Below are 17,342 nucleotides of genomic sequence, written 5' to 3' on the forward strand. Positions count from 1 at the left end.
TTCACGGACAAAGAGCTTTAGATTAACATTATTTCAGGATATAGGCATAGGGAATTCCTGAAAAGGAGCTGTCTTTACATGCAGAAAAGGAGTCATAGGCTCTTAATAAATTGCCAAAAATGAAAGTGAATAACGAGAATTTCGACAAGGTACTGAACAAACTGGTTGCTTCTACCCGTTCCCCACGAGGACGCTTTACGGCAGAGAACAGCTGGAGGCTGCTGGAAAGCCGTTTGCTAAAGCGCCGCAGCATGAAGCGGTTCTGGATGCGTACAGCCAGTGCCGCAGCCGTAGTCCTGCTCTGTGTAACGAGCTGGGCAGCCTATCAGTTCTTATACGTAGCACCACAACGGGAAGCCATTCCCACAGAAGCCATACATACTACCGAGGAAACCCAAGTAATTCATAGCGTACTGACATTCGATCAGCAACCCTTGCAGGAAATCGTCCGTCAACTTTCCGAAACGTTCCGTACCGATATACGTATCGAAGGAGACAGCCTGAAGAACTATCACATGACAGCTACCTTCCGCGAAGGGGAGAGTCTTACAGAAATCCTCGACCTACTGAAGGACGCCGGCAACTTTACCTATAAAAAAGAAAACAACACTATTATCCTTACTACTAAACTTAACTGACAATGACCAGCTCTACTATCTGTTCGCACCACCGCATCAGAACCGTACTTCTGATGTGTGTGGTTCTTTTAAGCGTCTCACTCCATGCACAGGCACAAAACAAGGAAACACGTATAAACCTGAATATCCGTAACGCAACTTTAGAGAGTTTCGTGAAGCAACTGGAAAATGCAACCGGATTCTCCTTCATCTATGGGGAAGAAGTAAAGCTCACGCACCGCATCACACTGGAGATGAAACAAAAGAACATCAGTGAGATATTGCAACGTGCCTTTGAAAACGAACCCATCACGTTCGAAATATCCGGAAAGCACATTCTACTCCATAAGCGGCCCGTGCCGCAGAAACCCGTTAGCCGTAAGTTCACCATCAGCGGATACGTGACTGACGGAGCGTCTTCCGAGACGCTGATTGGTGCCAATATCCTTGAGAGTCGTCGTTCCACAGGTACTGCCACCAATCCTTTCGGTTTCTATTCCCTCACCCTGCCGGAAGGGGAAACGGAACTGGTTTTCTCCTACCTGGGCTACGAAAGCCGGCATAGCCGGTTCGAACTGACGAAAGACACCTTACTCAACGTCAGGCTGGACAGCAATAACCAGCTGGCAGAGGTCGTAGTGCTCTCGGACAAGCGGGAGGCCGGCATAGAAAGCACAGCCATGGGAGCGCATGAGATACCGATGACACAAATCAGGCATACCCCGTCCATATTGGGAGAAGCCGACCTGCTGAAGACCATTCAGCTGATGCCGGGTGTGCAAGCCGGTATGGAAGGTTTTGCAGGCATGTATGTGCGAGGGGGAGGTCCCGACCAAAACCTGGTTATGCTGGACGGAATTCCAGTTTACAACGCAGACCACCTGCTGGGAGTATTCTCCATCTTTACGCCCGAAGCGGTAAAGAACACCACACTCTTCAAAAGTTCTTTTCCTGCCCGCTACGGCGGGCGTCTTTCGTCTATAGTAGATGTACGGACCAACGACGGGGACATGCATAAATACCACGGCGCATTCAGCATAGGCCTGCTGACGGACAAACTGCATATCGAAGGCCCTATCTGGAAAGAACGGACCTCCTTCAGTTTCAGCGCACGAGCCATCCCCACCCTATTCTTCAAAAATCTCATTGTAGACAAAGACGACACCTATTCCGACAAATACAACTACTATTTTTACGACGTCAATGCAAAGGTCAACCATAAGTTCAGCGACCGTAGCCGCATCTTCCTCAGTTTCTACAAGGGGAAAGACCACTATCATTATGACAGTTACTACCACGGTGACAATTACGACAACAGCATTAAGAATTATTCCAAGGACAACAGCCATCTGAATTGGGGAAACACCATCGCCTACGGCCGCTGGAACTATGTATTCAACAGCAAGCTGTTTTGCAACACCACCGTCTCATACAACAAATATGAAATGGGGCTGGACGGAAACATGGAAGATACCTATACTGTCGCCAATAAAGTACAAGACAGATACTATTACTCCTCCAAGTTCAACTCCGGTATCCGTGACTGGAGTGCACGTATGGACTTTGACTACACCCCCATGCCGCAGCACCACATCAAGTTCGGTGCAGAGTACATCCACCATACGTTCCGTCCGGGAATAGCTACCTCGAAAATACAAGATATAGATAATGGCGCCCTCCAGGAAGATACGGTTTACAATACCAGCAACAGCCATGCCATGCGCGGACAAGAAATCTCCCTTTACGCCGAAGACAATTTCAATATAAACGCCAGGCTCAGTCTGAATGCAGGTGTACGCACATCGCTGTTCCACACACAAGGGAAAAGCTACTATTCGCTGCAGCCCCGCCTTTCCGCCCGCTATGACCTCGGACAAGGATATTCTGCCAAAGCATCCTATACGTGCATGGCACAGTATGTGCATCTGCTGTCCTCTACTCCGCTGTCTATGCCTACCGACCTCTGGGTACCCATTACCAAAGACATCAGTCCGATGTATGCCAACCAGTTCTCCATAGGAGGCTACTATTCCGGACTGCCGGGTTGGGAGTTCTCCGTCGAGGGATATTATAAACAGATGAAACACATACTTGAATATCAAGACGGTGTATCCTTCTTCGGCACCTCTACCAACTGGGAAGAAAAAGTGGAAATGGGCGAAGGCCGCTCCTTCGGTCTGGAACTGATGGTACAGAAAACATTGGGCAAGACTACCGGCTGGCTGGCATATACCCTATCCAAGACCGATCACCGTTTTAAGAACGGTACCATCAACCAAGGCCGATGGTTCCCCTACAAATATGACCGCCGCCACAGCATCAGCCTCAATCTCAGCCATAAGTTCAGTGACCGCATTGATGCAGGAGCTTCCTGGATATTCAATACCGGTGGATGTATCACTATCCCCGAAAAGGCAACAATCATCATCCGGCCCGATGGCTCTATTGAGGAAACCGGTTACATCTCCCGGCGTAACAATTACCGCCTTCCCGCCAGCCATCGTTTGAATCTCGGCGTCAACTTCAACAAGAAGACCAAACATGGTATGCGTACCTGGAATATCAGTATCTACAATGCATACAATGCCATGAATCCGAACATCGTTTACAGCAAATACAAAAATGGATACAACGTATACTACGATGATTTCTACGAAAGTATTTATCATGGAAATACCGGGCAGAAGAAAGCTCAAACTGTCATCAAGAAAATAACAATACTGCCTTGTATTCCTTCTGTTACCTATACTTATAGATTTTAAAAACAAATCCGGCATATGAAAACAAAAATGAAATTACACCTTATTATATACATAACTATTGTAGGCTTCCTAACAGCCTGCGAAAACGAGATTCCTTACAATCCCGGACAACAAGATCCGCAAATCATCATGAACGCCTTGCTCGAAACCGGACAAGCTGAGAATGATGTCTATCTCCATTTAGGCGAGGGCTATAGTATTGAACATTTGAACGAAGCAACTCTTTTCCTCTACATCAATGGCAAAATAGCAGAAACTCCGAAAGCGGTTTCCCCGGAAGAAATTTATGGGCATCTGGAAGGAGAACTTGATAAGGACATTTATGAATCATTACTGAAAAGTATACGTTTCAAGAAATATCGTCTGACCAGCACACTGCATCCCGGCGACAACATACGTCTGGAAGCCACTGCCGAAAACGGGAAATACCATGCCAGTGCCGAGGTCACCGTGCCACAACCGATAGAGAGCCTGCACGTGGACACTTGCTTGGCCTACCTGCGCGAGTACAGCGGACAAACCCTTTACCGCCAATACAAAATTACATTGCAAGACCGCCCCAACGAGAAGAACTACTACCGGCTGGACATTTGGAATGACCGTAGTTACTATTGCAAATGGAAAGAATACCTGGAAGATGAAAACGGCAGCCTCATCAAAGTGGAAGACGAGGACGGCTCTTGGCATTGGGCCTCCATACCCAGAGACACTACCATCCTTGCTCCCCGACAGAACGAAATCATCAACCGGGAAGATGTTATACTGACTGACGGCCACCCTGGCAACTATGATGATGAAGAAAATGAATTGTTTCCCACCATAAATAACAAATACAACATATTCAATGATAACACTTTCCGTAACTCTTATGCCACATTGAAAGTATACACCCCTCTCTACCAAGATTATTATCCGATAGAGGGACACTACTACGACCATATATCCCGCAAACAAACCATCACCGTACGGTTGCTTAGCATCACTGAAGCCGAATACCGCTATCTAAAAGCCTTAAACTGCCTGGATGATGGGGATTACGACGATGCTTTAATGGAACCTATCAGTCTGCCTTGCAACGTCATAGGCGGATTAGGCTTTGTGGGAGTCTGCTCTGAAAGCAGAGTAATCATAGAATTACCCGAAACTATTTGGCAATAACATTTTGACTAATAAAAATCCTTTTATCCATTACTACAAATATAAATTCAGTTAGTCCACATTACATTCGTATTACAAAAAGCATCTAAACAAAGCATTTTCACACTATAAAATTGATTTAAGTCAAGAAATGAAGGTATAAACTACACTTTTTCCCTTATTCATTTTTGTGTTATAAAACATATACCTACATTTGCATAGGTAAAAGAAAAAGCTAAGCGCTTAGAGAGTTTTCAATAGGTATTAGATTGAAATTAGTTTTTAGGAATAACAATTAAAAAGTAGGTATTATGAAACGTTTAGGATTAACATTAGTGGCAGCAGTCTGCCTGACTGCTACAACATTTGCAGCAGGAAACCAACCTACAACTGCAAAATGGGAAGGTAACATCAACATAACAAAGTTGAGCAAGTATTTGAATCTGGATTCCAACCAGCATGAAGAAGTGGCAAACATCTGCGAATATTTTACAGAACAGATGGAACGCGCTACAAATTCCAAGAAGAATCAGGAGAAGTTACTCCGTAATGCAGTTTATGGTAATCTGAAGTTGATGAAAAAGACTCTGAATGAAAAGCAGTATGCTGATTATGCCAGAGTATTGAACGTCACACTGCAGAACAAAGGTATCGAAGTGAAATAAACTTCGCTTCTGATAAATACGAAAATAGTATTTGATAAATAAAAAGGCATTGGACTTTAGAGGTTCAATGCCTTTTCTTTACGTCAACGCCACCAAAACCTGCGGCGTCAACTCCCTAACCAAATAATTCTTATCACTTTACAAGCAGAATCTGTCTTGCAGCTCTTTCTTATACTTTCTGGAAACCAGCAGTTCCGTCACTTTGTCAAATGGTGGATAAAGCATGCATTTGCTATCCTTTATAATCATCAGATAATCAATATTGATAATATACGATTGATGTATCTGCACGAAACTGGATGAATATTGAGTAATCTGCTCAGCAGTCATTCCGCGACGCAACACCAACGGCGGCTGGTTGTTTAGTATCACCTCCCATTGTTTACGCTCGGAACAATAGCGAAAAAAGCCGATTTCAGCCGGACGCAACGCACGCATATCATTAGTTGGCGTAAATACGATAAATGTCTGTCCGGTATGCAACGGTGCACCAATGGGATATGACATTCTCTGCCCAGCCTCTGCCTGCTCTACAAAACGCGCAAGAATATCCCGCAACTCCTGCTCTTCAAAAGGTTTCAGCAGATAGTCGAACGCAGCCTCCCGGATAGCCTGAATCATGTACTTATCATAAGCCGTATAGAAAACAATCCGCATATTCCACGAAACACTGTCACGTATTTCCTGCAGTAATTCCATTCCAGTCATGTCCGGCAGTTCCACATCCAAGAACAACAAATCCGGCTGTACCTTGGCAATGAGTTTTTTCCCTTGTTTACCATTACGGGCAGTTCCTTTCAAAAAGAAGCGTGCATCCTTTCCCAATTCAAAACTCAGATTCTCAAGAGCCACCTCATCGTCGTCAACTATTGCAACCTTATATTTATCCATGTTCCTTTTATGTTTTTCTTCTCGCGAATATATACATAATCCTACTCCCATACAAAGCAATAGAAGGTCATTTACGGACTATTTGTCTGTAAATATGCCTATCCTTGCAAAAAATAAGATTAAACGGTTCTTTTAAATTCTGTAATCGTAGTTGTCAGGCAGCCAGAAAGTCACCTCACAGCCCATCTCACCACTCTGTAGAGAGACATTGTGCACCAAAACATCAATGGCCTCCTTGTTCTTATTGTTGAGAATCCGAATGGTCTGCATAATGACTTTCATTCCCGTCCCCGTGCCCCGGTTCCGACTGTCCGGACGATAACCGCCACCATTATCCGTTATCTTTATACAGATACCATTTCCCCGGCGGCAGACCGAAACCCAAAGATTACGTTCACCTTCCTTCTCGCGCAACGCATGCTTCACTGCATTTTCAACCGGAATTTGAATCATCATAGACGGAATCCTTATTTGCTCCGGCTGCACATCCTTTTCTATCTTCAGTTCCGAATGAAAATCCGGACCTAAAGAACGGCGTTCCAGATTAATATATGTTTTCACAAAATCCAGCTCCTCTGCCAAGGTTACACACAGTTGTTCCGCCAATTCCAGATTGCGACGCATCAGTTTTACCAGCGACGAAAGCTCTTGCTTTTCTTCCACATTCCGCTCCGCCATCTCCCGGTTCAGCATATTGAAGATGAAATGAGGGGACAAGCGGTTACGGATATTCTCCAGACGAAGTGTAGAGACTGTGCGATGATTCCGTGCAAGCAACAAAGCACGTTTCTTTTTGCTGTACAGATAAAGGAAAACCGCCGTCAATATAGATACAACAGCTACAGCAAACACGACAAACTGTGTCTGCCTCAGCACCAGCACCTTGTTTTTCTGCTCCTGAAGCAAAACCCGATGTGCTATCAAGGTAGAATCCTGCTGATAACGCAAAGTCAAGTCTGCCGTACGCATCCGGACACGCTCATTCCTGATAGAATCATCAAGCTGGTTGTTCCTCTGCAGATAGTGATAAGCCCTCTTGTAGTTGCCGGTTTCCTCGTAAAACTGCTGAAGGTATTTATTACGGATATGTACCATATCAGGGTCGATGCCCGGAGGGACTACACTCTCGGACAATAAACGACGTGCCTCTTGAAAGTCTTTCTGAAGCAGAGCCAATTCTATTTTCTGCGTATCGATATAATATAGTGCAGTACTCACCCCCATTTCCTCAAAAAAAAGTTGGCATTCATTTATATATTTAACAGCCAAATCAACCATATTCAGTTGAAGATAACAGTCTCCTAAATTCAACCTCCCCAGATTAAGTTCAAAACTCATATCAGCATATCCTTCGACTAAATCAATAACCTTTTGGAAATATTTTATCGCTGTCTGGTAATCCTCCCTATAATAGTAAGAAGTCCCTCTATTATTCAAATAAATATATTTTTCATAAGGTAGCATACTGTCATAGCTTTCTCCTGCCAGATTATAATAGTAATCACACTGTTCAAAATCACGCATGGTAACATATACTTGTGCCAAACCATAATAAATGGGAGGTTTCTTGGTAGAAGCTATATGCAAAGAGTCGCACATCAACAAAGCTCTCCTATACCAAGCTGCCCCTATATCCAATTTTCCTAAACGGTTATTCGCATCTGCAAGATTCATCAAAATATCCGGCACCACTTCAATCCTAGTCCCTCTCATCCGTAATTCATAAGCCTTCCGGAAACAAATTTCGGCAGAATCCATATTCCCAACACGTGCAAAGATATTTCCCTTCATATTGAAACATTCAGATTCCAAATCTGCCATTTGAGAAGAACTATGCTGCCTTTCTATAAAGTCATGTATCTGCTGGATTACGATTTGTGCCGAATCAAGCTGTGAAGTAATCAAATATGTTTTCAGTGTCATTGCCAGATAATTATACTTGACCAAGCTATCCTTTGCCTCTTCCATCTTTTGAAAAGCCTTCAACCTTACCTTTCGGGGCACAATGGCCACAGAATCTCCATTTATATGGGAAAAATCCTCAAAAGCTCTCATTTCTGTGTATACGTCCTCTTTATCTCCGGGCGCACAAGCTCCTAGAAGCACAAACCCTAATATCCAATAAATATAAAATCGAATTCGCTTATCCATCCTCTCTCCCATGTTTCTCGTAATTAGATTATTTATTCAATACATCTGCAAACTTAAAATATTTTTGCGAAATACCGTCAAGCATAAGGCGTATTTCTCAACCACAAAAGAGCATACGCTACCGCTTTATTAAAACGAAACAAAAAATCACATCATAGTACAATATTTAGCTACATAAGCCATTAAAACAACATTTTAGTACATTTCAAACTTTTTCTCATTTTCTTATTTACATTTTTATTAATTACTTTGTGGATAAAGAATTGCGAATATACTCAATCAAACAAAATAATACAATCACACAAAGAAAGGCTGTTTCCAAAAGAAAACAGTTCTTTTACATAATTTATAAGTTCTATGTTAGACAGTGGACAAATCATAGCAGATAGATACGAGCTACTCAAACAACTAGGAAGAGGAGGATTTTCTGAAGTTTGGCTGGCACAAGACAAACTTACGGATGTTAAGGTCGCCATAAAAATATATGCTCCGGGGATGGGGCTTGACGATGCGGGGATATCCCTTTTCACACAAGAGTTCTCCCTCGTATTTGATATGAATCATACCAATTTACTGCATCCTACTTATTATGACTGCTGGGAACGGATGCCATACCTGATTTTGCCTTTTTGCAAAAATGGTTCGGCCTTCCAATACCTTACTGACAACAACCGGATAACAGAAACGGAAAGCTGGCATTTGCTCCATGATGTTGCAGAGGGACTGGCTTATCTTCATGCAAAAACTCCCCCGGTTATCCATCAGGATATAAAACCCGATAATATTCTGATTAATGATGAGAATAGGTATATGATTACGGATTTCGGAATCAGCGCACGGATTAGAAGTACATTACGCAGGAACCAAGGCCAAGAATCCAGTGGAGGAACTTTGGCCTATATGGGACCAGAACGTTTTGGTCCATCTCCCGCCCCTATTATGGCCAGTGACATTTGGTCATTGGGAGCAACAATGTATGAGCTTCTAACCGGTATGCCGCCCTATGGTGATCATGGAGGCGTATTGCAAAAAAACGGTGCAGACATTCCACTTATCAACGAAGACTTTTCTCAAGAATTAAAGGATATCATTTACAAATGCCTTGCCTTAAATCCATGGGACAGACCCACAGCCAGACAAATTGCAGACTACACTTCCCAACATATCAATGGAAGTCCCGTCCCCTTTAGTCTGTCAAACAACAGCCATGATACTTTGCAAGAGGAAGAGGACAAAACCCATGAGGATTCCATTAGCGCACACTCTTCTGACATAAATAAGATGTCACCCTATCAAGACAAAGGGAAACGCAAAAAAGTTATAGTCGTAGCAGCAATCACAGCTATATTCGCAACAATTGTCATCATCTTTTCGCTAATAAGCGGCAAAGAACCAGTAGTGGAATCCATACCGGAACCGACTCCAACGATTGATTACGACAAAATGTGTCTGTCAATCATTCAAGAAGGCGAAAACTCTAAAATACAAGGAGATGTTTTCCGGTTTGACATTGACACTTTAAAGCAAAACAATGATTCCGTATTTGAGGATTTTTACATAAATGCCATTGGCAAATACCGACAAATAAATTATTACAAAGATTCCATCTCCGCAAAAATATACTTAAATGCAACAGAACTGAAACAGCAAGTAGAGGCCATACTGGATTCTGCCTATCATGTTTTTAAAGAAAAGGCAAATATCATGAAAGACCTTGACCAAGCCGTAGCAGCCCAGACTTTTGAAGACCGTGCAAAAAAAATAGAACCATATATAAACATAGACAACAATGAAAATGAATAAACTTATCAGACTGATTGTTTTAGCGTTCGCTCTCTCTATGCCAATAAGTATATGGGGGCAATGCGCCTCCATCTATCAAAAGGGAGAGACATACATGAAAAGAGGAAGATACAGAGACGCTATTAAAAGTTTTAAAGCAGCCATGAAATGCGACAGCAATCTGGAGCAAGCATGCAAAAATAAAATCAAAGAGTGTGAGGAAAAAATAAATCCCGCTCCCAAGCCAGCGCCTCCTGCCGAAATCACCAGACTTACCATAGACAGAAAAAGCCTGGAATTTGGGTGTGAGACAAAGACTGCAGAAAGTATAAAAATAGAAAGTCTTCCAGAACAATGGACTGCAATATCAGATGCAGACTGGTGCCAAGTGACTCCCGGTGAGAAGAAACTCTCCATAAGCTGCCAGACCAATTGGCTGACTACCGAACGTAAAGCCACCATTACAATCAGTAATGAAAAGATGAAAGCTACGGTCAGTGTTACCCAAGGTGGCCAAGAAGAATTCATTAATATCGCATTAGATAAATTGGAATTCGGTTCCAAAGGAGAAATTAAGGAACTGCAAGTAGACTCCAATGCCGAATGGGAAGTTGCAGATATTCCTGAATGGTGTGAAGCTATAGCAAAAGACCGTGGTAAACTCATTCTAAAAGTGGGAAAAACCAAGAAGGCCAGAGAAGGAACTCTCATAGTTAAAAGCAAAGGAGGAAAAATATCTTCAATTATTCTCTCCCAGAAAAAGGGAGGTCTATTCTAAATTCATGGTAAACCGACAATGGTGAGAAACTCTGATTTATACAAAGTAATTCCATTATTAAAGTAAAATCTTATGAGATGTATGAATTGCGGTTGGGACAACCTTTCCAACACAACAGTATGCCTAAAATGCGGGCAACCTTTGCGAATGCCGGAGAATTATGCCAATAGTCAGGACATTTTTATTTCAAAAGAAGGCCATGGAGAAGCTATACCCAAACCGACAGTATTGAATGTCAGCTCCAATGAAGAAAAATGCAGAAAAACTGTGGTGTTTTCCACAACAAATGAAGAAGAGAATCATTCTACTGTTGTACAGCCAATTATAGAATGTCCCAATTGCAATTACCCGGTAGTAGGAGATTTCACAAGTTGCCCTTGCTGCGGAACTCCATTAAAAAGAGCAAACATATCAACAAACAATGAATACAAAACAATAAGAGTAGAAGAGGAAGTACCTTCCGTTTCTGAAGAGAAAATGCTCTGTCATGAATGTGGAAGTAAGATAGCAATAACCTGCTCTTTTTGCCCGAACTGCGGTGTCCGCGTACATCGGCCAACCATACGCCGGCAAATAAAGAACATCACAGAGACAGAACCGGAAACCAAACCTCACTGTTCATTAACAATTATACCGGAAGAAGAAGAGAACATTCTTCCGGAAAGATTTGAATATGAAGGGAACTCCATCATCTTGAACCGGGAAAATACAGAAATGTCTAATCGTACAATCACCTCAAAGGAACAAGCTGAAATAGTTTTCGATGATGGTCATTGGTATCTGCTTGACCGAAGTATGCTTCAAACGACCTATATCCAGGTAAACAGAAAAATAGAAATCATACCGGATGATATCATTGTACTAGGTGACCGAAGATTCAAGTTTGAATGTGACTAAATATAACCTCTTGTGAATAACCGGACTGTCGACAGATGTGATTATAATGTAGGGGAATATATCAATAACCGTTATAGGGTTTCCCAAACATTAGGCGAAGGTTCATTCGGTAAAGTATATCGGGTTACGGACAGCGCAAGCAAAGATTATGCGCTTAAACTACTGAGATTATGGGAAGTTCCTCCTGAAATACGTAAACCATTAATGGAACGTTTCGAGATGGAATTCAAAACTGGGCAAATTGATTGTGACTATTTAGTGCGTTCATTGGACTACGGTACAGTTGGAGGCAACCCTTATATTGTAATGGAATACTGTTCCGGAGGAGATTTAACACCTTATTTAGGTTCTGGAAGCAGTAAGATTCCTCTAATTTGCCAACAAATTCTAATAGGTTTACATGCTTTGCATACCAGAGGCAAGGTTCACCGTGACCTAAAGCCGGAGAATGTCCTTTTCAAGAGTAACGGAATCGCTGCGTTGACAGATTTCGGTATAGCAGGGGATAGAAACAAACGTATGACCGAACGCAATATTTTTGGTAAACCCAACCAAATTTTCGGGACTTATGCATATATGCCGCCAGAACAAGTGAACCGCATGCGAGGTGAGGCCACTGTCCTACCCACTACGGACATTTTTTCTTTTGGAGTATTAGCCTTTCAATTATTGACTGGTAGTTTACCCTTTGGCGAATTGAGCAGTCATAATGAATTGGCACTATATCAGAAACGTGGGAAAAATGGAGATTGGAACCGGCAGAAATTGACACAGTTGAAACATAGAGAGCAGTGGCAGCAACTCTTTGCAGGATGTCTTAATCCAGATTTCAAAAAACGTTTCCAGTCTGTGCAAGAGGTGTTGGAACACCTGCCAGCAATAAGCCAAGTCCCTATGGAAAGAGGATATTGTCCACCGCAAACAGTCAATGGTTTCTGTATACGTATTATGCAAGGTGAAGAGTACGGAAAAATATATCAATTAAGTGAACTTATAAAATATGGCAATAGAATCCTTACTATCGGGAGAGAACGCGACAATCTGCTACATATAACGGAACAGCAAAGTGCCTATATATCACGCCATCATTGCACAATAGAAACAAATCCCGCCACTGATAAATGGATTATTCGGGACGGGCAATGGCAGAAGGAGTTAAAGTTGTGGCAGGAGTCCAGTAATGGGACTTATGTCAATTCCACCCAAGTCACCAAACAAGGGCATATACTGAAAATTGGAGATATCATCTCCATTGGAGATGTAAAAATGAGATTTGAAAACTATTAATTATATATCAAGTAGTATGGATACACAAAATTACAAACGTACCTTAGCCGGCTCAGTAGGGGCTGGTATGGGGGCATTAATGGGTGCTTCCGGTAGAACTTACTTTATTTTGGAGCACAAGACCTCTTCAAAGTATCATCAAGCGGGAGAATCCCAAAAAATCATTGTCGACCAAGTAGAATTAGGTAGAGACGCTTCCTGCCAAGTACGCTTTGATGAAAGTTTCGAAACAGTCAGCCGCAAACATGCTGCAATTGTACGCGACGGTGAAAACTGGAAACTTATCCACCTTTCACACTCCAATCCGACATTGGTCAACGGACATCCTATAAACGGTTCCTACTATTTACAAACAGGAGATGAAATACAATTATCCGTTGGCGGACCACGCTTGGGATTCATTGTTCCACAAGGTCGCCAAGCATTAACTTCCAGCATTGGATTGACTGAGAGAATGAGCCTTTTCCGCAAACAAGCCTTACGCCCCTACAAGACCGCATTAACAATCATGGGAATTGTTTTCGTACTGGCGGTGGCAGGATTGGCTGCCTGGAACTACAGTTTAGGTGTAAAAAATGATTTGTTGGCACAGAAGACAGAAGAACAAGAACTTCAACTGAAAGGATACCAAAACCAATTGGATTCACTGGGGACCGAAAGAGCATCTCTAGAAGCACAGCAACGGGAGTTAGAGACCAAATTACGAAACAGTGACGGTAATGCAGAGGCCTTAAAAACACAGTTGGACAACGTTAATAGTCAATTAAAGAATGTCAATGCAAGTTTCTATAAGGTCAAATCAGACTTGGACAATCTCTCAAACAGCATAAGCACTAAAAGCATTGAGAATTCAAGCAATGCCATTAACGCAAATATACAAGAAGGCACCAGACTCTCCAAAGACCAATATTATGAAGACCCTGATATAGCAGATGAACAAGACAGTAATGCTTCAGGAGATTTGAAAGATTATTATGATTATATCTATACAATTAAAGTCGACCGTATTGAAATCGAATATAATGGAACAAAGTTTGATCCGGGCATACAAGTTTCAGATATAATCTGCGGAACTGGCTTCATGCTATCAAACGGAATGTTTGTAACAGACAGGCAGAATGTCGAGCCATGGATATACTCCAACACAGAGTGGAAAGACCCATGGCGTAAACTATTGGCTGTATACAAAGGAGCAGGATGTAATATCATTATCCATTACCGTGCATACAGTACCAAAGGAACTGGAAAGCCTCTGACATTTACCAGTAGCGATTTTGCCAAAGACGGACGAAATGATGTACAAGTGACCGAAATAGAAGTAGATAAATCCATCAGGGTACAACTAAGGGAACATGGGATAAAATTGACCTATACACGTAGGAAATATATCAGTGTCAGCATTGTTACCCCTGCTGCCAACAGTTGGGCATACATTAGAGGAAAAGGCGTTTATGGTGAGGGATTGCCTTACGACATTACCGCCGCAGACAACATGAGTGGAGGTACAGAAGTTCAAATGGTGGGCTATGCAGGTTATGCTGATATTCATAATCTTACTCCGGCTCATTTCAATGACCATACCAATATAGCCGACACAAAATATGAGACTACCATATTACAGAATCGTGTGGCAGAGCCCGGTTATTATGGTTCTCCAGCATTCCTTCTAGAAAATGGTTCTTACAAAGTAGTGGGTTTCATGGTAGGAAGCATAGAGGGTAAGGATCGTTTAGTACCAATCAGAAATTTAATACATTAAAATTAAACATGTCCGAGATAAGCATTAAATTAGCGGCAGGTACCAATGTTGGTTTAGTCAGGAAAAACAACGAAGACAATTTTGTTGTCAATCGTGATTTATGCCAATCAGAGTGGATTATCCCCCAATCGATAGAACCCATTTCTTTAGGACGGTATGGCAGCATATTGGTAGTGGCCGACGGAATGGGCGGCACCAATGCCGGAGAAGTTGCTTCTGCCATAGCCATTGAGACGGTGCAAAATGCATTCACCCCCGAGAATTTAGGAGATATCGTTACGCAGGAAGGCATTGTTACCTCAGAAGAAGCCGTTGAAGAATTTCTGAGCAGAACTGTCAAAACCGCTGATTTAAATATTGTCAATGCAAGTAAAGAAGATAGTAGTACCCAGGGAATGGGTACTACTATTGTCATTGCTTGGATATTGAACGATAAAGCCTATATCTGTTGGTGTGGCGACAGTCGTTGTTATGTATTCAATGGCAATTCAGGTTTTTGCCGTTTATCTAAAGACCATTCCTATGTACAAGATTTAGTAGATCAGGGAAAACTAGATCCTGAAAATGCGTTTGACCATCCTTACAGTAATATCATTACCCGCTGTTTAGGAGACCCGACCAATCGTTCCAATCCCGATTTCCGTTCCTATAATTTAAAGGATGGCGATACTCTCCTACTGTGTAGTGATGGGTTATGTGGTTTATGCCACGACGAAGAGATAATGCAAATTATAGAAGAGAACCAGGATGATTTAATGACATGCAAGGATAGGTTGATAGAAGCTGCTCTTGAAGCAGGTGGATATGACAATATTACGATTGTGTTATGCCACATCATGCTACAGGATACCGAGCCCAAAGTAAAGTTGAATAATACAGTGTTCAGCAAACCCAACCACCACAAAATCCGGAAAATTCTTCTGTTACTCCTGGTACTGGCTTTAGCGGCAGGCTTCTATTTATATAGAAATCCACAGCAATATGCAAAATGGAAAACGATACTATATCAGGCAGATACGGTTCTAGTTACAGAGACAGACACTACTAACACTACCCTAACAGATTGATTACTATTGTGAAACTATGCAACTGAAAAATGGTGATATATTTGCTGAACACTATCAGCTGAAGAAACTATTAGGAGTCGGAAGCTTTGGTGAAGTCTGGCTTGCCCGAAATATATTAGCAGATGTAGACGTTGCCATAAAGTTGTACGGACTGTTGGATGACAACGGCATAAAAGATTTCCGGGAAGAATTCAAACTTGCCTACAAATTACACCATCCCAATCTACTGCACCTTAATCATTTTGATGTTTTTGGACAGTGCCCTTTTTTGGTAATGCCTTACTGTCCCAAAGGGTCCTCAGCGAGCTTGAAAGGCAAAATGTCTGAAAAGCAAATCTGGCGCTTCATACGCGATGTATCATGCGGATTGATGTTTCTTCATAATCAGAATCCTCCTATCATTCATCAAGATATAAAACCCGATAATATTTTGATAGGGGATGATGACAAATTCATCATCTCAGATTTTGGCATCAGCCGTAAACTGGAGCATACTTTTCGTAAAAGTATCAACAAAGTAGAAAGTTCCGGAACACTTGCCTATATGGGACCAGAACGTTTTGCAGAGAAACCACTGATTGTGGCTACCAGCGATATATGGTCTTTAGGGATGAGTGTTTATGAATTATCCACTGGTCTTGTATTATGGGAAGGTATGGGAGGTTGTGTCCAACTGAATGGTGCACATATTCCAGCATTAGATGAGAAATATTCTTCCCAATTGTCCCAGTTTGTTCACGCATGCCTTGCCCTCAACACTTGGGACCGCCCCACAGCCCAACAAGCCTATGAGTTTGCTTGCTCCATACTAAAACAAACAAAGACAGACTCTCCTTCAGTACAGCTGAAGCCTATTGCTCCACTTTTTCCTAAAACAACATCACCACGCCTTAAAGAAAAGTTCTGTCCTTCGAACATGCATAAACGCATAGCAGGATGGACCGGCCTTGGTATAGTATTGATTCTATTGCTTGTCAAAGGAGGTTCCATATACTTTAGACACCTTGAAGAAGAGCGCAAGTACGCTGCATGCCGTACAGAAGAAGACTACAGAGATTTTCTAAAAGAATACCCCTCCTCATCTCATGCAAACTTTATAAAACAATTTTTGGGAAACAAGGTAAATCCAATCTCCCCAATAAATAGAGAAGAAAACATCGTTATGGACTCGGTAAAAACGGATACTGCAAAACTTGAACAGTTCCAAGAGGAACCTAAAAAACAGATTGTCCACCCACATCCACAACCTTCTTCACAGCCAGTTCTTCCCATTACTGATATAAGAGAAGTCAGAAGAGAAAATGAAGAACGCCTCTTCTATAGTTGCCAGTCGGTAGCAGATTACGAAGAATATTTGCGAAAATATCCCAAAGGCAGGTTTGTACACAAAGCCAAAAGAGCAATCCAGCAAATAGAATCAGAAATGATGCAGTCCAATCCTTCCACTCAAGAAATACACATAAGGAAAAATACAAGAGTCAATGTCAGACTATAAATAGGGACTGTCGTAAAAAGAATAAAACTTTATAACGAATTGATTGCCAATGCA

At 42.1% G+C, this 17,342-nt stretch carries 13 protein-coding genes; 11 read left to right on the top strand and 2 right to left on the bottom strand.

All coding sequences use genetic code 11. The features are described from left to right. Window positions 1-119: 119 nt before the first annotated feature. The 4 genes from DWY55_RS18645 to DWY55_RS18660 all read left to right on the top strand — a co-directional run bounded on the left by DWY55_RS18645 (window position 120) and on the right by DWY55_RS18660 (window position 5,181). Window positions 120-638 (top strand): DUF4974 domain-containing protein, encoded by a 519-nt coding sequence (locus DWY55_RS18645; protein WP_005830106.1) that lies wholly within the window; start codon window positions 120-122, stop codon window positions 636-638. A 2-nt stretch (window positions 639-640) separates the two neighbouring features. Continuing rightward, complete coding sequence (locus DWY55_RS18650; RefSeq protein WP_229077928.1) at window positions 641-3,379, top strand: TonB-dependent receptor domain-containing protein; 2,739 nt, start codon at window positions 641-643, stop codon at window positions 3,377-3,379. A 15-nt stretch (window positions 3,380-3,394) separates the two neighbouring features. Next, window positions 3,395-4,537, top strand: coding sequence for a DUF4249 domain-containing protein (locus DWY55_RS18655; RefSeq protein ID WP_005830104.1), 1,143 nt, complete (start codon window positions 3,395-3,397; stop codon window positions 4,535-4,537). Window positions 4,538-4,827: 290 nt separating this feature from the next. Further along, a complete protein-coding gene (locus DWY55_RS18660) occupies window positions 4,828-5,181 on the top strand; it encodes a hypothetical protein (RefSeq protein WP_005830102.1) in 354 nt (117 codons plus the stop codon). A gap of 138 nt (window positions 5,182-5,319) precedes the next feature. Here the strand turns inward: DWY55_RS18660 and DWY55_RS18665 are convergent, their stop codons facing one another. Together DWY55_RS18665 and DWY55_RS18670 are read right to left on the bottom strand one after the other, a co-directional pair. Next, on the bottom strand, window positions 5,320-6,072 hold the full coding sequence (locus tag DWY55_RS18665; RefSeq protein ID WP_005833286.1) for a LytR/AlgR family response regulator transcription factor: 753 nt from the start codon (window positions 6,070-6,072) through the stop codon (window positions 5,320-5,322). A 132-nt stretch (window positions 6,073-6,204) separates the two neighbouring features. Next, the gene (locus DWY55_RS18670) at window positions 6,205-8,235 is read right to left on the bottom strand and encodes a histidine kinase (protein ID WP_005830098.1); all 2,031 of its coding nucleotides are present in this window, start codon (window positions 8,233-8,235) and stop codon (window positions 6,205-6,207) included. A 345-nt stretch (window positions 8,236-8,580) separates the two neighbouring features. Between DWY55_RS18670 and DWY55_RS18675 the strand changes: the two genes are divergently transcribed. From DWY55_RS18675 to DWY55_RS18705, 7 genes are all read left to right on the top strand, one after another. After that, window positions 8,581-10,026, top strand: a complete 1,446-nt coding sequence (locus DWY55_RS18675) for a serine/threonine protein kinase (protein ID WP_119957952.1) — start codon at window positions 8,581-8,583, stop codon at window positions 10,024-10,026. Beyond that, entirely contained in the window at window positions 10,013-10,783 is a 771-nt protein-coding gene (locus tag DWY55_RS18680; RefSeq protein ID WP_005830094.1) for a BACON domain-containing protein, read from the top strand. The genes DWY55_RS18675 and DWY55_RS18680 overlap by 14 nt, the downstream gene beginning before the upstream one ends. A 72-nt stretch (window positions 10,784-10,855) precedes the next feature. Next, the gene (locus tag DWY55_RS18685; protein WP_016273066.1) at window positions 10,856-11,680 is read left to right on the top strand and encodes a double zinc ribbon domain-containing protein; all 825 of its coding nucleotides are present in this window, start codon (window positions 10,856-10,858) and stop codon (window positions 11,678-11,680) included. Window positions 11,681-11,692: 12 nt separating this feature from the next. Beyond that, a complete protein-coding gene (locus DWY55_RS18690) occupies window positions 11,693-12,967 on the top strand; it encodes an FHA domain-containing serine/threonine-protein kinase (protein WP_005830090.1) in 1,275 nt (424 codons plus the stop codon). Between the two features lie 16 nt (window positions 12,968-12,983). Next, the gene (locus tag DWY55_RS18695) at window positions 12,984-14,726 is read left to right on the top strand and encodes an FHA domain-containing protein (RefSeq protein WP_005830088.1); all 1,743 of its coding nucleotides are present in this window, start codon (window positions 12,984-12,986) and stop codon (window positions 14,724-14,726) included. An 8-nt stretch (window positions 14,727-14,734) separates the two neighbouring features. Further along, window positions 14,735-15,793 (top strand): PP2C family protein-serine/threonine phosphatase, encoded by a 1,059-nt coding sequence (locus tag DWY55_RS18700; RefSeq protein WP_044467752.1) that lies wholly within the window; start codon window positions 14,735-14,737, stop codon window positions 15,791-15,793. A 16-nt stretch (window positions 15,794-15,809) separates the two neighbouring features. Further along, window positions 15,810-17,288: a serine/threonine-protein kinase gene (locus tag DWY55_RS18705; RefSeq protein WP_005833302.1), complete on the top strand. Its 1,479-nt coding sequence runs from the start codon at window positions 15,810-15,812 to the stop codon at window positions 17,286-17,288. Window positions 17,289-17,342 lie beyond the last annotated feature (54 nt).

Origin of the sequence: Bacteroides sp. AF25-38AC, from assembly GCF_003602995.1 — a bacterium.
GTDB classification, from domain to species: domain Bacteria; phylum Bacteroidota; class Bacteroidia; order Bacteroidales; family Bacteroidaceae; genus Bacteroides; species Bacteroides uniformis.

What these genes read in the sequence shown, in the direction of transcription:
- DWY55_RS18645 (WP_005830106.1), top strand. Translation starts at nt 120, where the DNA reads ATGAAAGTGAATAACGAGAATTTCGACAAGGTACTGAACAAACTGGTT.
- DWY55_RS18650 (WP_229077928.1), top strand. Translation starts at nt 641, where the DNA reads ATGACCAGCTCTACTATCTGTTCGCACCACCGCATCAGAACCGTACTT.
- DWY55_RS18655 (WP_005830104.1), top strand. Translation starts at nt 3,395, where the DNA reads ATGAAAACAAAAATGAAATTACACCTTATTATATACATAACTATTGTA.
- DWY55_RS18660 (WP_005830102.1), top strand. Translation starts at nt 4,828, where the DNA reads ATGAAACGTTTAGGATTAACATTAGTGGCAGCAGTCTGCCTGACTGCT.
- DWY55_RS18665 (WP_005833286.1), bottom strand. Translation starts at nt 6,072, where the DNA reads ATGGATAAATATAAGGTTGCAATAGTTGACGACGATGAGGTGGCTCTT.
- DWY55_RS18670 (WP_005830098.1), bottom strand. Translation starts at nt 8,235, where the DNA reads ATGGGAGAGAGGATGGATAAGCGAATTCGATTTTATATTTATTGGATA.
- DWY55_RS18675 (WP_119957952.1), top strand. Translation starts at nt 8,581, where the DNA reads ATGTTAGACAGTGGACAAATCATAGCAGATAGATACGAGCTACTCAAA.
- DWY55_RS18680 (WP_005830094.1), top strand. Translation starts at nt 10,013, where the DNA reads ATGAAAATGAATAAACTTATCAGACTGATTGTTTTAGCGTTCGCTCTC.
- DWY55_RS18685 (WP_016273066.1), top strand. Translation starts at nt 10,856, where the DNA reads ATGAGATGTATGAATTGCGGTTGGGACAACCTTTCCAACACAACAGTA.
- DWY55_RS18695 (WP_005830088.1), top strand. Translation starts at nt 12,984, where the DNA reads ATGGATACACAAAATTACAAACGTACCTTAGCCGGCTCAGTAGGGGCT.
- DWY55_RS18700 (WP_044467752.1), top strand. Translation starts at nt 14,735, where the DNA reads ATGTCCGAGATAAGCATTAAATTAGCGGCAGGTACCAATGTTGGTTTA.
- DWY55_RS18705 (WP_005833302.1), top strand. Translation starts at nt 15,810, where the DNA reads ATGCAACTGAAAAATGGTGATATATTTGCTGAACACTATCAGCTGAAG.